The following is an 18,015-nucleotide window of genomic DNA, read 5'->3' on the forward strand; positions in this document are numbered from 1 at the left end:
CGACCGCTGTGTTTCCGCAAGGAGAACGACGGATGGCAAAGCGCGATTATTACGACATCTTGGGCGTCAAAAAGGGCGCCTCGCCGGATGAAATCAAAAAGGCCTATCGCCAGTGCGCAAAGGACTTTCACCCGGACCGCAACGCGGACAACCCGGATGCGGAATCCAAGTTCAAAGAAGCGAACGAGGCATACGAGGTTCTAAAGGACGCCGATAAAAAGGCGGCCTACGACCGATATGGCCATGCTGCCTTCGAGGGCGGAAATGGTGCCAGCGCCGGGCATCGCGGCGGTCAGGGCGATTTTTCCTCCGCCTTTTCCGATGTGTTTGACGACCTGTTCGGCGACTTCATGGGCGGCCAGCGCGGCGGCGGCGGGCGCCAACGCGCCACACGCGGGTCAGACCTGCGCTACAACCTGCGCATCAACCTCGAAGAGGCGTTTGCAGGCCTTCATAAAACCATCAACGTCCCAACGGCGGTCGCCTGCGCCTCGTGCAGCGGCACAGGTGCCGAAAGCGGGGCAGAGCCGACAACCTGCCCCACATGCTCTGGCATGGGCAAGGTCCGCGCGCAGCAGGGCTTTTTCACGGTCGAACGCACCTGCCCCACCTGTAGCGGCAATGGCCAGATCATAAAAAACCCTTGCAAGGCCTGCGGCGGTGCCGGTCGCACAGAAAAAGACCGCGCCCTGTCGGTCAACATCCCGGCCGGCGTCGAAACCGGCACCCGCATCCGCCTGTCCGGCGAGGGAGAAGCCGGCCTGCGAGGCGGTCCAAGCGGCGATCTCTACATCTTCATCGAGGTGTCAGAGCATCAGTTGTTCCAGCGTGACGGTGCCAATCTGTATTGCCGCGTGCCGGTCAGCATGGCCGACGCAGCCTTGGGCGGCGACATAGAGGTGCCGACAATCGACGGCGGTCGCAGCCGAGTCAAAATCCCTTCGGGCAGCCAGTCAGGCCGCCAGATGCGCCTGCGCGCCAAAGGAATGCCCATGCTGCGCGGTGGCGGATCAGGTGACATGTTCATCGAACTCGCGGTTGAGACGCCCGTGAACCTTACCTCGCGCCAAAAAGAAATCCTGCGGGAATTCGACAAGCTGTCAGAAGACAACAACCCCGAATCCTCCAGCTTTTTCTCCAAGGTCAAGAATTTCTGGGAAGGCATGAAAAGCTAATCCCGTTTGCCACGGCGGGATTAACCTTAAATTCAGCGAATCGCGGCACCGTCACCCTATGACACAGCATCGCCATTTCGCCGAAGCCCCCTTTCCCGGGTTTGATATAGCGGGTCCCGCCATCGGGGCCCGCACCGCGCTTTCCCCAGATTTCCACAGCGACCACCGCAAACGCCTGCGCGACCGTTTCATGGACGGGGGCGCACAGGCGATGCCCGACTACGAACTTCTGGAACTGGTCCTGTTTCGGGCCATTCCCCGGCGCGATGTAAAACCGCTTGCCAAAACCCTTATGCAAACCTTCGGTGACTTCAATCGCGTCATCTCTGCGCCCGCCGCGCGGCTGCGCCAGATTTCCGGCGTCGGCGAAGCCGTGGTGCAGGAATTCAAAATTGTCGAGGCCGCCGCACACAGGCTCTCCCGCGCCAAGATCATGCAGCGCAACATCATTTCCAACTGGGATGCCGTTCTGGACTACTGCCACACGACCATGGCGCACCGCGAGACCGAACAGTTCAGGGTGCTTTTTCTTGACCGCAAGAACGTGCTGATCGCGGATGAGGAGCAGGCAAAGGGCACGGTCGATCACGTTCCGGTCTACCCGCGCGAGGTCGTCAAACGCGCATTGGAACTGAACGCATCGGCGATCATCCTTGTCCACAACCACCCCTCTGGCGATCCGACGCCTTCAGATGCGGATATTGCGATGACCGCCCAGATCAACAAAGCCTGCGCGGCGCTTGACCTGACCCTGCATGATCATTTGATCGTTGGAAAATCGGCAGAGCTCAGCTTCCGTAGCGCGGGATACCTTTAACGCACCCAGATCTCCACGCGTCGGTTGATCTGACGCCCCCAGTCGGTATCGTCGCAGGCCATCGGCATCGCCTCGCCAAATGCCTCTGCTGTCAGCGTCAACCGCGCAGGATCAGCCGTTGCCGCCGCAATCCTGACAGCCTCGCGCACAGCTTCGGCGCGTTTCCTTGCAATCCCCAGGTTGGCCGCTGCATCGCCCAGACCGTCGCTAAATCCGACAAAAATCAATTCGCGCTCGTCATAGATCCCCGTCTCCAACGCCTGCGCCAGCAACAGAACATTCGAGCGGGATTGCGCGTCAAGGTCTGTCGCCCCGCCCTCGAACCGGAATGTCGTCGTCAGGCGTTTCGCCGACCTAAGGGTGTCCACCATGCGCTTCAAATCGTCCAGCGACACCTCTGCCCCCGCGCCTTCGATCGCGTTGGCCAACCGCTCTCCTTGTGCGGAAACCGGGATATCCAGCGGGCCCTCGTCGACAAACCCGGCGCGGCGAATGACCAGTTGCGCTGCCGGTGATCGCAGATACTCGAAAAATGCACGGACAATTTGCGGCTGGCGTCGGGCTGGCGTATACAGAAACAGCGGTGCGGTCAGGGGGTAATCCTCTGATTTCAAAGAGGCATAACTTGCCGCAGCCGGAAACCCGCAACTTCCCCGCAATGCCAGAATTCGGGTATTTCCCGTTTCGGAATAGGTGCTGATCCCTATCGCAAAAGGATCGGCCGCAACCGCGTCGGCAAGGTCGGATTGTGTCATGTGCCGAATGACACCCTCGGAACTGGCCAGCCCCGCCGCCCGCATGACCCGCGCATCGAAATCCTGCGCCGTTCCAGAAGTTTCCACCGGAAGGTGCAGCATAATCGGCGCATCCATCGCGCCAAGATCGGCCCAGTTCGAAACTTCGCCAGAAAAGATGCGCCCCAGATCGACCATCGCCATGCTCCGAACGGGATTCCCCGCAGCCACCACCGGAACCAGCCCGTCCAGCGCCACAATCCGCCCGCGTGCGGCTGCCCGCAAGTCGCCCAACCCGGCATCCAGCGCCAGCGCCAGTTCGACCGGGTTAGGCTCGCGCAGCGCCATTGCGATATCAGCCTCGTTTGCAAGAAGGTCGGCAAATCCCTCGTCCGTATTCGTTAACCGAAATCCAAACCGCGCAACATCATGCCCGGACGCCGCGTCTCGCAGAATGTATCTGAACCGGATATCGTCTTGCACGACCCGCCGCACCAATAGCCCTTCTGTTACCGCGAAAGCCTCGATCAGCGCTGGCAAAAGAACCTCGCCCATGGACGCCGCGCCGGACAGGGTCAGTTCGGCCACGAACGCTTGCAGGTTCGGGCATCCGGGTCCGGCACAGACGACTCCGCTGCCGTCCAACGTCAGCTCTCCGTAAACGCTATCGACACGGTAGAATTCCCCGTCATAGCCCAGAAGCGTGCCGTTGATCGAAAGCGAGCCATCGCGCGACGTCAGCGTCACATCCTGCGAGATCGCCGGACACGCAAACGCCGAAAGGAAAAGTACGGCGAAACCCGCCGCACGAAAAATGGCCATACGATTGTCCGAAAATAATTTCAGTTCTGGGCGATCTTCAGATCTCTAAGCACATTTTTCAATACAAGAAAATCACCGATAGCGTCGCACTCTGGCATCGAAAGCGTCAGATCAATCACCGACACCGGGCCATAGCCTGTGGTCTGCAGCGATTGCGCATCGACCTCTCGCGCGCAATTATAGGCCGTAATCTCGGCCTCTATTCTGATCCGCACTGTGCCGTCTTTCCTGATTTTACCCGTGGGAAAGGTATAGACTTCGGCCATGTTCGGGTTCGGTGCCGTCTCGTCGCCAAGCCGCGTCAAGAACCCACCGCGCGCCGTCTCGGCAAACACCGCAGTGCGCGGCGCATTGATCCAGACATGCCCGTCATCCTGATACCCCGCCCCGAATTCCAGTGCGTGCAATTGTAGGCCCGACAAGCCAACCCACTGCACCGCCACTCTGTCGAACAGCGCCAGATCCGGCACATCCACTGTCGCGGTCGCCTCGTCGTCATCCGCAAACCGCGCGACAAACCGTGCCGATGTCGTCAGCGCTGGCATGTCGATAACCAGCATTCCTGCCGCCGAAACCTGCAATGTCGCGTTCAGGCCCGCGTGTGACACCGTCACCCACTCCCCAAGATGGCAAGGCGCAGACAGGGTCAGCGACACCATAGCGGCGCTGGTTTCCCTGGCCGACAATTCTGGTTCACAGGACAGCCCATAGGGGCTTAGCGCCCCCTGAACAAACGGTGCCGTGGCAGCGCCGTCAACACGGGCCAGACGCGCGCCCAGATTGCCCGTGGCGCCAAGCAGCGCTGGCTGCATCGCCTCGGCGGGTGGGCGCGGCAACACCATGGCACCCGGCGCCGTAGCCGGATCAACAGGCGGGACCGCCTCTGTTTTCAGTGCAACCAAGGTAACCGCAGTCACGTTGGCAATCATGCCAGAGTCAGGGTTCGGCTGTGGAACCGGCGAAAGCTCGGCCGACACCACCGGCGCGCTTCCCGACAATCGGGCCGTCAGGACATCGCCATTCTGCATCACATATCCAGTCGAAGCAGCCAGAATAAAGGCGCTTCCGATTGTCATAAGCTTTCGCTTAACTTGCATGATCGCCTCCAGCGCATGGTCAGACATTCGCCAGAGTATGCCTTGGAAAGGTGCCGTGGCGTACATGCCATAGCGGAAATAGATCAATCTGCGGCGCAGCGACCACAGATTTCCAGATATGGGGCATACCAATCAGTTGCCTACTCTATTTAGGGCTAAATCGGCCCTAAGGTGCTGTAATATATGCCTTTTTAAAACCATATTCCACAATAACAAAAAAGCCCCCCAAGATTCGGAGGGCTTTTTCTTAGAGTATTGTAAGGGAGTTAGGCCAAGCGACCGTGGCAATGCTTGAATTTCTCGCCCGAACCGCAGGGGCATGGATCATTGCGGCTGGGGTTGCCCCAGGTCGTATGGTCATGCTCGTCAAAGCCGGGTGCCGCCCCTTCGGGTTGCTGTGCCACCGCCGCCGAAACTGGCTTGCCTTGCGCTGCCTCCTGCTGGGCCAACATCTGGCGCATCATTGCGTCTTGCTCGTCCTGCGTCAGCGGCCGGATCTGCGCCAGCTTGCGGGTCACATCCTCGCGCAGGTCGTTCAGCATGCCCTCGAACAACTGAAAGCTTTCCGTCTTGTATTCGTTCAGCGGATCGCGCTGCGCGTAGCCACGGAACCCGACGACAGACCGAAGATGCTCCAGCGTCACCAGATGCTCGCGCCATTTGCCGTCGATGGTTTGCAGCAGGATCTGCTTTTCGATCATCCGCATGTTCTCGGGGCCGAATTGCGCCGCCTTGGCCGCCATCATCTCGTCCGACGCTTTCTCAAGCCGTTCACGCAGTTCGGTGTCGTCAACGCCCTCTTCTTCGGCCCATGCCAGAACCGGCACGTCGATGCCCAACCGTTCGATGCCCGCAACATACAGGCCCTCGGCGTTCCACTGGTCGGCGTAGGATTTGGCCGGAATATACAGATCGACCAGATCATCGACCACCTGATGGCGCATGTCCTGCACGATTTCAGCCAGATCTTCGGCTTCCATAATCTCGCGACGCTGGCCAAAGATCACCTTACGCTGGTCGTTCATCACATCGTCGAACTTCAGCAATTGCTTGCGAATGTCAAAGTTGCGGCCTTCGACCTTGGCCTGTGCTTTTTCCAGCGATTTGTTTACCCAAGGGTGCACAATCGCCTCGCCCTCTTTCATGCCCAGCGAGGACAGAACCTTGTCCAGACGCTCTGACCCGAAAATCCGCATCAGGTCGTCTTCCAGCGACAAAAAGAACGACGAGCGACCGGGGTCGCCCTGACGGCCAGAACGGCCGCGCAGCTGATTGTCGATCCGGCGGCTTTCGTGACGCTCTGTCGCCAGAACAAACAGGCCACCCGCCGCCAGAACCTTTGCCTTTTCGTCGGCATGTTCCGCCTCGATCCGCGCACGCACCTCGTCGGGGTGCAATGCGGGGTCGGCGGCGATGGCATCCAGAACCTTCATTTCAACGTTGCCGCCCAGCTGAATATCGGTTCCACGACCCGCCATGTTCGTGGCGATGGTCACCGCACCGAACTTGCCGGCATCCGCGACGATCTGTGCTTCTTTCTCGTGCTGGCGCGCGTTCAGAACATTGTGCGGAATCCCCGCATCGGTCAGCAACCCGGCAAGGAATTCCGACTTTTCAATCGACGTCGTACCAACCAGAACCGGTTGACCCTTTTCATGGGCCTTCTGGATCGCCTTGACCACGCCGTCATATTTTTCCTTGGCGGTGCGATACACCTGATCGTGCTCGTCCACGCGGGCAACGGGGCGGTTCGTCGGCACCTCGACAACGCCCAGTTTATATATCTCGGCAAATTCCTCGGCTTCGGTCGTAGCCGTTCCGGTCATCCCGCCCAGTTTGTTATACAGGCGGAAATAGTTCTGGAAGGTCACAGAGGCCAGCGTCACGTTTTCGGGCTGGATATTCACGCCTTCTTTGGCCTCGATCGCCTGATGCAACCCATCCGACAACCGCCGCCCGGCCATCATCCGGCCAGTGAATTCGTCGATCAGCATCACTTCGCCGTCGCGGACAATATAATCCTTGTCCTTATGGAACAGCTTGTGCGCCTTCAGGCCCTGATTGATGTGGTGGACCAAAGTGGTGGATTCAGGATCATACAGCGACTGACCTTCGGGCAGGATACCAAGCGCAGACAGGCGCTGCTCCAAAAACTCGTTGCCCTCTTCGGAATAGGACACGCTGCGGGTCTTTTCATCCATCGTGAAATGTTCGTCCGTCACCTCGGGGATCACGGCATCAATCGTCTTGTAAAGTTCGGACCGGTCCTGCGACGGGCCAGAGATAATCAGCGGCGTCCGCGCCTCGTCGATCAGGATCGAATCCACCTCGTCCACGATCGCAAAATTGTGGCCGCGCTGGTTCATCTCGGACAGGTCAGACTTCATGTTGTCGCGCAGATAATCGAATCCCAGCTCGTTGTTCGTCGCATAGGTGATATCGGCGGCATAGGCGGCCTTCTTTTGGGCCTCTGGCATCTGCGGATACACAACGCCCGTCGTCATCCCCAATGCGCTGTAAACCTTGCTCATCCATTCCGCATCGCGTTTCGCAAGATAGTCGTTGACGGTCACAATGTGCACGCCCGCGCCTGTCAGCGCGTTCAGATAGGCGGGAAAGGTCGCAACAAGGGTCTTGCCCTCGCCGGTTTTCATTTCGGCGATATTGCCCTGATGCAGGAATATGCCGCCCATCAACTGCGTGTCAAAGGCGCGCAAACCCAAAGCGCGGCGCGCAGCCTCGCGGCAGTTGGCAAAGGCCTCCGGCAAAAGTTCGTCCAGGCTCTCGCCGCTTTTCGCCCGCTCGGCCAATGCGGTGGTTCGCTCTATAATCCCGGCGTCCGATAGCGTCTCGAACTCTGGCTCCAGTGCGTTGATCTTTTCAATCAGCGGACGGGTGCTCTTGATCTTGCGATCGTTCGGCGTGCCAAAAACCTTTTTGGCGAGTGTTCCCAGACCCAGCATATTTTCTCCGCTTTTCGCGTATTGACATGATCGTGTGAGAAGGATGCCTTGCTCGCCCCCGCGCCCCGCCGTAAAACAACGGGAAATGGCGGCCCAAGGCATCTTCGGACCCTTTGGCGATGTAAGCGGCTGCCTCCATAGTGTCAACGTCGCGGGGCCTCGCGGCCTTCGGAGGATTAAAAAAGATGTCTAAACGCAATACTTTCGTTCTTGGTGCCACACTTTCGCTTTTTGCCGCATTTCCCGTGTTTGCCGCCGAAATCACCGCGGATACCGTCGTTGCAACCGTCAACGGCGAGGATATCACAGTCGGTCACATGATCGTGGTGCGCAGCCAGCTGCCAGAACAATATCGCGATTTGGCCGATGACGTGCTGTATACCGGTATTCTGGATCAGCTGGTGCAACAGACCGTTCTGGCCCAGTCGCTGGGCAAAGACCTGCCAAAACGCGCTGTCATCGCTCTCGATAATGAGCGCCGCGCACTTTTGGCGGGCGAAGTCATCGACGGCATGGTGTCGCAACCCGTCAGCGACGAGGCCCTGAAGGCCGCCTATGACGAACGCTTTGCCGCCGAGGCACCAACCAAAGAATTCAATGCCTCGCATATCCTTCTGGAAACCGAAGAAGCCGCGAAGGAGGTTCGCACATTGCTGGATGATGGCGCCGATTTCGCCACACTCGCCAAAGAGAAATCGACAGGCCCATCCGGCCCGAATGGCGGCGAACTGGGCTGGTTCGGCCCGGGCATGATGGTCAAGGAATTCGAAGACGCCGTCGTAGCACTGGAACCTGGCCAGTTGTCGCAGCCCGTGCAGACCCAATTCGGCTGGCATATCCTTAAGCTGAACGAGACCCGCATGAAGGACGCGCCCTCGCTGGACGAGATGCGCGAAGAGCTGACGGCAGATATTCAACGCCAGACCGTCGAGTCGTCGATCGCCGCCATGACAGAAAAGGCGACCGTCATCCGCACGGACGCTGCGGAAATTGATGCAGCTGCGCTCAAAAACCTCGATCTTCTGAACAACTGAATTTCAAGAATTGGACTGACGGCCATGGCCAAAGATAAAAAAGTCAAGAAAGACAAGATCAAGGCCGTCAAGACAAAGGACGGAAAGACGGGAAAGACCGTCAAGGTCACCGCGATCAAAGAGAAAATCGTCTCTCCGCTGGCACCCAAGGGCGGCTTTCCCCAAATGCCGATCATCGACGGCGTCTCGTTTTCAGCCGTCGCCGCCGGTGTTCGCTATCAGGGTCGCCGCGATGTTATGATGGTGCGCCTTGCGCCCGGCACCACGATCGCGGGGGTTTTCACCCGCTCGTCCACCCGCTCGGCCCCGGTGCTGGACTGTCAGGCGAAACTGGGCAGCCCCTCCGATCAGGGCGCCGCGATCATCGTGAACTCGGGCAACTCCAACGCCTTCACGGGCGCGGGTGGCGTCAAGGCGGTTCAGGCCATCACCGGAGCCGCGGCAGACATCCTCGGCATCCCCGAAAACCGCGTCTATTCCGCCTCGACCGGCGTTATCGGCGAACCGCTTCCTTTTGACCGGATCACCGCAAAGCTGGCCGAACTGCGCGACACCCTGACCGCCGACAGCATCGCCGATGCCGCTGCGGCCTTCATGACCACAGACACCTTCCCCAAGGGCTGCTGCGCGACGCTGCAGATTGACGGCAAAACCGTCAACATCGCGGGCATCGCCAAAGGCTCCGGCATGATCGCGCCCGACATGGCGACAATGCTGGTCTACATCTTTACCGACGCCGCCATTCCGCAACCGACCTTGCAAAAAATGCTGTCGGCCCTCACCGACACCACCTTCAACTGCATTACCGTCGACAGCGACACATCGACCTCTGACAGCCTGATGCTGGCCGCGACCGGCACCAGCGGGGTCACGATCAAGGACAGCCGTTCCAAGGGCTACAAACCCTTCGTCGAGGCGCTGAACACCGTCATGCTGGACCTGTCCCATCAGGTGATCCGCGACGGCGAGGGGGCCACGAAATTCGTAGAGGTTCAGGTCACCGGCGCCGACACGGCACAGGACGCCCGCAGGATCGCCATGGCCATTGCCAATTCACCGCTGGTGAAAACCGCGATTGCCGGCGAAGATCCCAACTGGGGCCGCATCGTCATGGCCGTGGGCAAGTCCGGCGCAAAGGCCGACCGCGACCTGTTGTCGATCCGGTTCGGCGATGTTCTGGTCGCGGAAAAAGGCTGGCGCGCGGAAAGCTATAGCGAAGAGGCCGCCGCCACGCACATGAAGGGCGACGACATTGTTATCGCGGTCGATATGGGTCTGGGCGAAGGCACATCAACGGTTTGGACCTGCGACCTCACCCACCGCTACATCGACATCAACGCCGACTACCGGTCCTGATCGGTGAGAATTCTCCTTGTTTCGGCGGTTGCCCTGATCGACGTTGACGGAAGGGTGCTGCTCGCGCAGCGCCCCGAAGGCAAGTCGATGGCCGGTCTGTGGGAATTTCCGGGCGGCAAGGTCGAACAAGGCGAATCACCTGAAACTGCCCTTATCCGCGAGCTGCAAGAAGAGCTGGGCATCAACACGTGGTCCAGCTGCCTTGCCCCGCTGACCTTTGCCAGCCACAAATACGACGACTTTCATCTTCTGATGCCGCTGTTCGCCTGCAGGAAGTGGGAAGGCACCCCGCGATCGAACGAGGGGCAGGCCCTGAAATGGGTGCGCGCGGCCGACCTGAAATCTTACCCGATGCCGCCCGCAGACATCCCGCTGATCCCGATTCTACGTGATTGGCTCTAGGCACAAGGCGTACTGGGCCAATCGTCCGCTCACCCATGGCGCGGGCTGCCATATGGTTGCGGTCTCATCCCAATGCCCCACCGCTTATCGTAAGATGATGCGATAACTTCGTGATTGCTGTCTATATTTGCGCTATGGTGGAAGGGTTGATGCTCATCCTGGGGAGGAAAGAGATCATGCTGCGAACGATTCTGATAGGGTCCTGCGTTTCGGTGCAGGGAACCTTCGTAAGAATGCTAGAGAATGGCCGGATGGTCATTCGCGTCGGTGACAAGGAGTTTGTCGGCACAGCAATCGCGCCAAATACGACCAAAGTCGCCTGAACGTTGATCATTAAATAGTTAAGGGGCAACGCCTTTCGGCATTGCCCCCTTTTTTTGTCCAAATGCCACCCGTGTTACAGGTTGCGTTCGACTTCTTCCCGCTCGAAAATCTCGATGACATCACCAGCGCGAACATCGTCGTAGTTCTCGAATGCCATACCGCATTCCTGACCGGACTGGACCTCTTTGACCTCGTCCTTGAAGCGCTTCAGCGTCTTCAGTGTGCCTTCGTGGATCACAACGTTGTCACGCAGCAGGCGCACACCGGCAGAGCGGCGCGCGACGCCTTCGGTCACAAGACACCCGGCAACCTTGCCGACGCCGGAAACCTTGAACACGTCCTTGATCGAGGCATAGCCGATAAAGTTCTCGCGAACCTCGTTCGACAACAGACCGGACGCCGCCGCTTTCACATCGTCCACTAGATCGTAGATGACCGAGTAATAGCGAATTTCGACACCCTTCTGGTTCGCGGTCTGACGGGCAGAGGCGTTGGCCCGAACGTTGAAGCCGAACACAGGCGCACCGGATGCTTCGGCAAGGCCGATATCCGATTCCGTGATCGCGCCCACACCGGAATGCAGGACGCGCACGCGCACCTCGTCGTTGCCGATCTTTTCCATCGCCTGAACGATTGCCTCGGCAGAACCCTGCACGTCGGCCTTCACCAGAATCGGAAGTTCGTTAACGCCTTTGTCAGTCTTGGCTTTCGCCATCAGCTGTTCCAGCGTAGTCGCGGCACCGGCTGCGGCGCGCTTTTCCTTGGCCGCATGCGCACGGTATTCCGCGATTTCGCGCGCTTGTGCTTCGGTTTCGACCACGTTCAGAACGTCACCGGCTTCGGGTGTGCCGTTCAGGCCAAGAACCTCGACCGGAACCGACGGGCCAGCTTCGGCAATTCGGTCGCCCTTATCATTGATCAGCGCACGCACCTTGCCCCACTGTTCGCCCACGACAAAGATGTCGCCTTGGCGAAGTGTGCCGTTCTGAACCAGAACGGTGGCAACGGGGCCACGACCCACGTCAAGCTGCGCTTCGATCACTGCACCCACGGCAGCCCGGTTCGGGTTCGCCTTAAGATCCAGCAGTTCGGCCTGCAGCGCGATGTTTTCCAGCAATATATCAAGGCCCTGACCTGTAACGGCGGACACTTCCACATCCAGAACATCGCCTGACATCGCCTCGACCACAACAGAGTGCTGCAACAGATCTGTCCGCACTTTGGTCGGGTTTGCCGCAGGTTTATCAACCTTGTTGATCGCCACGATCATCGGCACATTCGCCGCTTTCGCGTGGTTGATCGCCTCGATCGTCTGCGGCATCACAGCATCATCTGCAGCCACAACCAGAATGACGATGTCCGTCACCTGCGCACCGCGCGACCGCATCGACGTGAACGCCGCGTGACCGGGGGTGTCAAGGAAGGTCAGCAACGCGCCGTCGTCCGTTGTCACCTGATAGGCGCCAATGTGCTGGGTAATACCGCCCGCTTCGCCGGCAACAACCTTTGCGTTCCGGATCGCATCCAAAAGCGAGGTCTTACCGTGGTCAACGTGACCCATAACGGTAATCACAGGAGGACGCGAAACCAGATCCGCATCCGAATCTTCCTTTAGCGCGATAACATGCTCAACGTCGGCATCCGAAACCCGGACAACCTTGTGGCCGAACTCTTCGATGATCAGCTCGGCAGTATCCGCGTCGATCGCCTGATTCTGTGTCGCCATGATGCCATTCTGCATCAGCGCCTTCACAACATCTGCAACGCGCTCTGCCATCCGGTTGGCCAGCTCCTGCACGACGATTGTCGGCGTCAATTTGACGTCGCGCACAACCTTCTCGCGCTCTTGCGTGCCCATCATCTTGCGGCGTTCGCGATCCTGCTTGCGCTTCATCGCGGCCATCGACCGGTGCCGGCCAGCATTTCCCGTCAGCGCCTCGTTCAGCGTCAGCTTGCCGCCACGGCGGTTGTCTTCGCGTGCCTTGACCGGCTTGGCGGCGCGGTCGCGCGCTTCGGCTTCGCGGTCGGGCTTTCGTGCGACCAAAGCAGGCTTTGCGCTGCGGGGGGCATCGGACATGTCACGGCCCGCAGGGATCGCCACGTCATCCGCCTTCGCAGGGGCATTCGCGCGGGCCACTTTGGCTTTTGCGGCCTCGGCGGCTTCCGCCTCTTTAAGTCGTTGCGCCTCTTCGTCTTCGGCCTTCAGGCGCAGACGCATTTCGCGCTCGCGCTCTTCTGCCTCTTTGGCGTCGATCTCGGCACGGCGATTGGCGCGGTCTTCGGCGCGCTGCGCCTCATCCGCTTCGCGCGCGGCCTGATCTTGTGCTTCGCGCGCTTTCGCGGCTTGCAGCGCCTTCAGGCGACGCTCCATCTCGGCATCGGTGATGCCAGCGGGCCGCTTGGATGGATCACCAAGCGCCGGATTGGATCCAGTTGTTGTTTTCCCCGCACCGGGTTTGGGAACGACAACGCGCTTGCGTTTCGTTTCTACAACAACGCTTTTGGTCCGTCCGTGGCTAAAGCTTTGCTTTACCTGACCGGAACGAGGGCCGCCGCCCAGACCGAGGGGTTTTTTGCCGTCAGTATCACTCATGTGGTCTTCGTACCCTTTCCGGCGGACATTCCGCCGTCGTTCTCGCGCAAACCCGAGAGCTTTGCTGCTTCCTCTACAACACGTGTCGTGAGTCCACCAGCCGCGAGCGCGCCATGTATCACATTTTCCCGCCCAAATGCCAAACCCAATTCTTGCGCCGTCAAAACGCCGATATAGGTCTCTTCGCCATTCGGTGCGCGAAGCTTCGTTTTTCCTCTGTCAGATCCGTCCGAGGCCTGCATCAGCACGACCGCGTCACCCGACACCAACCAACCTTTGACCTTTTCGTAACCGCAAATCGCCAGACCTGCCTTGCGGGCCAATGCGATCAACTCGACAACCCGCCGGGTCATCATCGCCTCGACATCGTCCACCAGACCTTCGGGCACCTTGACCGGCTGCTTGGCCGCGCGGGAAAACAAACCTTTCCCCGCCGCCTTGTCCAACGCTTTGCGGCTCGCCGCGACCCAGATGCCGCGACCTGGCAGTTTGCCCAACAGATCGGGCACAACCTGCCCGTCAGGCCCCACCACGAACCGGATCAGGCCACCCTTCGGCTGAACCTCTCCCGTGGCGATACAACGCCGTTCGGGGTCATCCCGTTCCTTGGTTTGACCACCGCGGGTCAATGCGCGCGCCCGAGACCTGCGATCAGGCCTCGGTCTCCTCGTCGTCTGCGATGTCGTCGACTTCGACGTCAGCGGCTTCCAACTCGGCGGGATCAACCCAGCCCAATTGAATACGGGCCGTCATCACGAGGGTCTGCGCCTCTTCCAAAGACACGTCGAATTTCTCCAACACGCCATCGTCTTTCTTGCGCTCGCCCTTTTCCGTGGTCCAGCCACCGGCAAGTTCCCAATCCGCGCAGGTCGCGAAATCTTCAAGCGTCTTCACGCCATCCTCTGCCAGGGCTTCAATCATTTGGGGTGTCAGGCCGTCGAATTCAATAAGGCTTTCCTCGACACCCATTTCGCGGGCGCGATCCAGTGCCTTCTTGTTTGCGGCTTCCAGATAATCGCGGGCACGGGCCTGCAATTCGCCGGCGGTGCCTTCATCGACACCGTCGATAACCAGCAGTTCATCCGCCTCGACATAGGCCACTTCCTCGAGGCTGGTAAAGCCTTCCGACACCAGAAGCTGGGCAAAGAACTCGTCCAGGTCCAGCGCATCGACGAACAACTGGGTGCGCGATGCGAACTCTGCCTGACGGCGCTCTGATTCTTCGGCCTCTGTAACGATGTCGATGTCCAGACCGGTCAACTGCGATGCAAGGCGCACGTTCTGGCCACGGCGACCAATCGCCAGCGACAGCTGCTCGTCGGGCACAACAACCTCGATCCGGTTGGCTTCTTCGTCAATCACAACCTTGGACACTTCCGCAGGCTGCAACGCGTTCACAAGGAAGGTTGCCGCATCTTCGTTCCATGGAATGATGTCGATTTTCTCGCCCTGAAGCTCGTTCACAACGGCCTGAACGCGGCTGCCGCGCATACCGACGCAGGCACCGACAGGATCAATCGAATTGTCATGCGAGATAACCGCGATCTTGGCGCGCGAACCGGGGTCGCGGGCCACAGCCTTGATCTCGATGATGCCGTCATAAATCTCGGGCACTTCCATTTTGAACAATTCCGCCATGAACTGGGGGTCGGTCCGGCTCAGGAAAATCTGCGGGCCACGGACTTCGCGACGCACATCCTTGATATAGCAACGGATACGGTCGTTCGGGCGATAGCTTTCGCGGCCGATCTTGTCGTTCCGGCGCAGAATCGCCTCGCCACGGCCCACGTCAACGATGACATTGCCATATTCCTCGCGCTTGACCTGACCGTTGATGATCGTGCCCATGCGGTCCTTGAACTCTTCGTATTGACGGTCACGCTCTGCTTCGCGGACCTTTTGCAAGATCACCTGCTTGGCCGACTGCGCAGCGATCCGGCCCATTTCCACGGGTGGGACTTCTTCGGAAATCTCTTCGCCGATCTGTGGATCAGCGCGATAGGCCTTCGCCTCCTTGACGGTCAGCTCTGACTGATGATTCTCGACCTCTTCGACAACCGTGCGCACGCGGGTAAATGTGGCGCGGCCGGTCTTGCGGTCGATGTGAACACGGATATCCAGCTCGGACCCGTAACGCGACTTGGCCGCACGGGCGAGGGATTCTTCCATCGCCTGAACAACCAGTTCGGGGTCGATCATCTTTTCGCGGGCAACAGCCTCGGCTGTTTGCAGCAGTTCAAGCTGGTTTGCACTGGTAATCGCCATGGTCACTCCTCCTCGGAAGCGTCGGTGGTTTCGTCGTTTTCAATCTCGTCGAAGTCGTCTTCGTTCACGATGCCCGCCGCCTTGCGCTGGCGCAGCATTTCCGAAATCAGCTCGTCCGTCAGGACAAGCTTCGCGTCCGACAACCAGTCGAATTTCAGACCTATGGTGCCTTCGGCGATGTTGATCAACACCTCGTCACCCTCGGCGCCGACCAGTTCGCCTTTGAACCGGCGGCGGCCGTCAATCATCTCGCTCGTCTCGATCTTGACCTCATAGCCCTGCCACAGGTCGAAATCCTTCAACCGGGTCAGCGGCCTGTCGATGCCGGGGCTGGACACCTCCAACGTATAGGCATCCGAAATCGGGTCTTCGACATCAAGCGCGGCAGAGACCGCCGTCGAAATCTTTGCGCATTCATCCACCTCGATCCCGCCATCGGGACGCTGTGCCATGATCTGCACGGTTTTATATTCGCCGCCCATCAGACGCACACGCACCAGTTCGAACCCCATGCCCTCGATCACGGGCAACAGGATTTTCGCAAGCTTGCGGTCGACGGCCGCTTTGGCAACTAGATCGTTGTTCATTTTATCCAAACGCAAAAAAACGGGCTCGCGGCCCGTTCATTAAGATCGGTGGAGCATCGGTTGTGGAGGCCGACGCGCCGCTGTTGAAAGGGGATATAGGCTGAAACACCCGAGTCTGCAAGCGTGCAAATAATCTGCACGCCTTGTGCATCGTTTGTGCGTGTGATGTGCGCCCCCGAAACGCAAAAACGCCCCGCCTTGCGACAGGGCGTTTCTTGTAAGGCAAACGGCGTCGGCTTACGCCATCCACCACCGCTCTGCCATCCGGCCATTGTCCATCTGCCACAGGTTTCCGACCGTCTCGTCGTGCCCGATCTTGGTCGACAGCGCCTGCACATAGTTGGCGAACATCGGGATGATCGCGCCGCCGTCATCCCGCAGAATCTGCTGCATCTCGTGGTATTGCTCGCGGCGTTTGTTGGTGTCCAACTCGGCCCGCGCCGACAGCAACAGCTCTTGAAAGCGCGGATGGTCCCACTGCGTATCATTCCAGGGAACGCCCGCTTCGTAGGCCGTCGCGAACATCCAGTCCTCGGTTGCGCGGCCGGAAAAGTAGCTGGCGCAGAACGGCTTTTTCAACCAGACGTTCGACCAGTAGCCATCGGCAGGTTCCTGCACCACATTGATGTTGATACCCGCCCCCTTGGCGCTTGCCTGATACAGTTGCGCACCGTCCACAGCACCATTAAAGGCCGCGTCGGACACGCTCAGATCAACATCAAGCGAGGTCAAACCCGCCTCTTTCAGATAGAATTTGGCCTTATCAAGGTCATAGGTCAGCGGCTCTATGTCCTTGTGATAATACTGGTTTGCCGGTCCGATCGGGGTGTCATTGGCGGCAAGTCCGTGGCCTTGCAGGATCTTGTCGACCAGTTCCTGACGGTTGATCCCGTATTTCAGCGCACGACGCACATTCACATCGTCGAACGGCGCGACCTTGGTCAGCATCGGAAAGGTGTAGTGCTGGTTGCCGGTCACCTCTTGAATGACGATCATCGGATTGGCCTTCATCAAAGGCTCTGTCTTGAAATCAATGCGATTCACCGTATCGACCTGACCCGTCATCAGCGCATTCATCCGCGCCGTGGAATCGTTGATCGCGATGTATTCCAGCTCGTCGAACCAACCGGCGGTGCCGTCCTTGTAGTGGCTTGCAACCCGCTTGCCGACAAAACGAACACCGGGATCGAACGAGACGGTTTCATACAGACCCGTGCCGATGCCCTTGGCAATCGCCTCTTCGATCATGCCGGCCGGATACATCAGGATGTGATAATCCGACATCAGATAGGGAAAGTCGGCGTTGCCAGCGGACAGGGTGAACTGCACCTGATGGTCGGTGATCTTTTTCATCTCCGAGATCGCCGCGACAATCGGCTGCGCCGCAGATTTCGACCCTTCGGCGGTGTGCATCGCCAGCGATTCCAGCACGTCATCCGCACCGAATGGCTTGCCGTTATGGAATGTCACGCCCTGCCGCAGGTTGAATGTCCAGGTCTTGGCATCCGGCGTCGCCTCCCAGCTTTCGGCCAGCTCGCCCTTCAGCGCACCATCCGCGCCAACCTCTGTCAGGCAGTCGAACACAGCGCCAAGTGAGCAGGCGATCATGAAGATGTCGGAATGGGTGCGACCGTCAAAACTGTCCGACGTGTTTGCCCCGTTCAGACCCGCCCGCAGGCGTCCACCCTTTTTGGCCTGCGCCCGCAACGGCAGTCCCGTCATGGCCAAAACGCCCGCAGCGGCACCTGATTTCAATAGTCCGCGTCTGCTAATCTGTGACATATGATCTCTCCCGTGTTGGTTGCTGTGTCGCGGGTTTGCCCCGCTTTTCGTTGACCCCGTTCGG

14 protein-coding genes are annotated in these 18,015 nt (G+C 59.3%); 6 read left to right on the forward strand and 8 right to left on the reverse strand.

Features of this window, described 5'->3' with window-relative positions:
- The first annotated feature begins 32 nt into the window (after nucleotides 1–32).
- On the forward strand, nucleotides 33–1,175 hold the full coding sequence (gene dnaJ / locus ACEN2R_RS03615) for a molecular chaperone DnaJ (protein WP_442039261.1): 1,143 nt from the start codon (nucleotides 33–35) through the stop codon (nucleotides 1,173–1,175).
- 58 nt (nucleotides 1,176–1,233) lie between these two features.
- On the forward strand, nucleotides 1,234–1,992 hold the full coding sequence (gene radC, locus ACEN2R_RS03620; protein ID WP_442039263.1) for a RadC family protein: 759 nt from the start codon (nucleotides 1,234–1,236) through the stop codon (nucleotides 1,990–1,992).
- Here the strand turns inward: radC and ACEN2R_RS03625 are convergent.
- From ACEN2R_RS03625 to secA, 3 genes are all read right to left on the reverse strand, one after another.
- Nucleotides 1,989–3,548 (reverse strand): phosphate ABC transporter substrate-binding/OmpA family protein, encoded by a 1,560-nt coding sequence (locus ACEN2R_RS03625; protein ID WP_442039265.1) that lies wholly within the window; start codon nucleotides 3,546–3,548, stop codon nucleotides 1,989–1,991. The two genes, radC and ACEN2R_RS03625, sit on opposite strands and share 4 nt — an antisense overlap.
- 20 nt (nucleotides 3,549–3,568) lie before the next feature.
- Nucleotides 3,569–4,624: a translocase gene (locus ACEN2R_RS03630; protein WP_442039267.1), complete on the reverse strand. Its 1,056-nt coding sequence runs from the start codon at nucleotides 4,622–4,624 to the stop codon at nucleotides 3,569–3,571.
- A gap of 287 nt (nucleotides 4,625–4,911) precedes the next feature.
- The gene (gene secA / locus ACEN2R_RS03635; RefSeq protein WP_442039268.1) at nucleotides 4,912–7,608 is read right to left on the reverse strand and encodes a preprotein translocase subunit SecA; all 2,697 of its coding nucleotides are present in this window, start codon (nucleotides 7,606–7,608) and stop codon (nucleotides 4,912–4,914) included.
- Between the two features lie 185 nt (nucleotides 7,609–7,793).
- Between secA and ACEN2R_RS03640 the strand changes: the two genes are divergently transcribed.
- The 4 genes from ACEN2R_RS03640 (at nucleotide 7,794) to ACEN2R_RS03655 (ending at nucleotide 10,723) form a co-directional block, all read left to right on the forward strand.
- Entirely contained in the window at nucleotides 7,794–8,642 is an 849-nt protein-coding gene (locus ACEN2R_RS03640; RefSeq protein WP_442039270.1) for a peptidylprolyl isomerase, read from the forward strand.
- Between the two features lie 9 nt (nucleotides 8,643–8,651).
- Nucleotides 8,652–9,998, forward strand: coding sequence for a bifunctional glutamate N-acetyltransferase/amino-acid acetyltransferase ArgJ (argJ, locus tag ACEN2R_RS03645; RefSeq protein ID WP_442039501.1), 1,347 nt, complete (start codon nucleotides 8,652–8,654; stop codon nucleotides 9,996–9,998).
- A 3-nt stretch (nucleotides 9,999–10,001) separates the two neighbouring features.
- On the forward strand, nucleotides 10,002–10,400 hold the full coding sequence (locus ACEN2R_RS03650) for a (deoxy)nucleoside triphosphate pyrophosphohydrolase (RefSeq protein ID WP_442039272.1): 399 nt from the start codon (nucleotides 10,002–10,004) through the stop codon (nucleotides 10,398–10,400).
- A gap of 176 nt (nucleotides 10,401–10,576) precedes the next feature.
- On the forward strand, nucleotides 10,577–10,723 hold the full coding sequence (locus tag ACEN2R_RS03655) for a hypothetical protein (RefSeq protein WP_442039274.1): 147 nt from the start codon (nucleotides 10,577–10,579) through the stop codon (nucleotides 10,721–10,723).
- Between the two features lie 74 nt (nucleotides 10,724–10,797).
- Here the strand turns inward: ACEN2R_RS03655 and infB are convergent, their stop codons facing one another.
- From infB to ACEN2R_RS03680, 5 genes are all read right to left on the reverse strand, one after another.
- Entirely contained in the window at nucleotides 10,798–13,317 is a 2,520-nt protein-coding gene (gene infB / locus ACEN2R_RS03660) for a translation initiation factor IF-2 (protein ID WP_442039276.1), read from the reverse strand.
- Entirely contained in the window at nucleotides 13,314–13,946 is a 633-nt protein-coding gene (locus ACEN2R_RS03665) for an RNA-binding protein (protein ID WP_442039278.1), read from the reverse strand. Before ACEN2R_RS03665 ends, infB begins: the two co-directional genes overlap by 4 nt.
- A 22-nt stretch (nucleotides 13,947–13,968) precedes the next feature.
- Complete coding sequence (gene nusA, locus ACEN2R_RS03670) at nucleotides 13,969–15,582, reverse strand: transcription termination factor NusA (RefSeq protein WP_442039280.1); 1,614 nt, start codon at nucleotides 15,580–15,582, stop codon at nucleotides 13,969–13,971.
- A 2-nt stretch (nucleotides 15,583–15,584) separates the two neighbouring features.
- A complete protein-coding gene (rimP, locus tag ACEN2R_RS03675) occupies nucleotides 15,585–16,169 on the reverse strand; it encodes a ribosome maturation factor RimP (protein ID WP_442039282.1) in 585 nt (194 codons plus the stop codon).
- A gap of 237 nt (nucleotides 16,170–16,406) precedes the next feature.
- Nucleotides 16,407–17,951: an ABC transporter substrate-binding protein gene (locus ACEN2R_RS03680; RefSeq protein ID WP_442039284.1), complete on the reverse strand. Its 1,545-nt coding sequence runs from the start codon at nucleotides 17,949–17,951 to the stop codon at nucleotides 16,407–16,409.
- Between the last annotated feature and the right edge of the window lie 64 nt (nucleotides 17,952–18,015).

It is taken from the genome of Pseudogemmobacter sp. W21_MBD1_M6, from assembly GCF_052119585.1.
GTDB lineage: Bacteria > Pseudomonadota > Alphaproteobacteria > Rhodobacterales > Rhodobacteraceae > JBGQOJ01.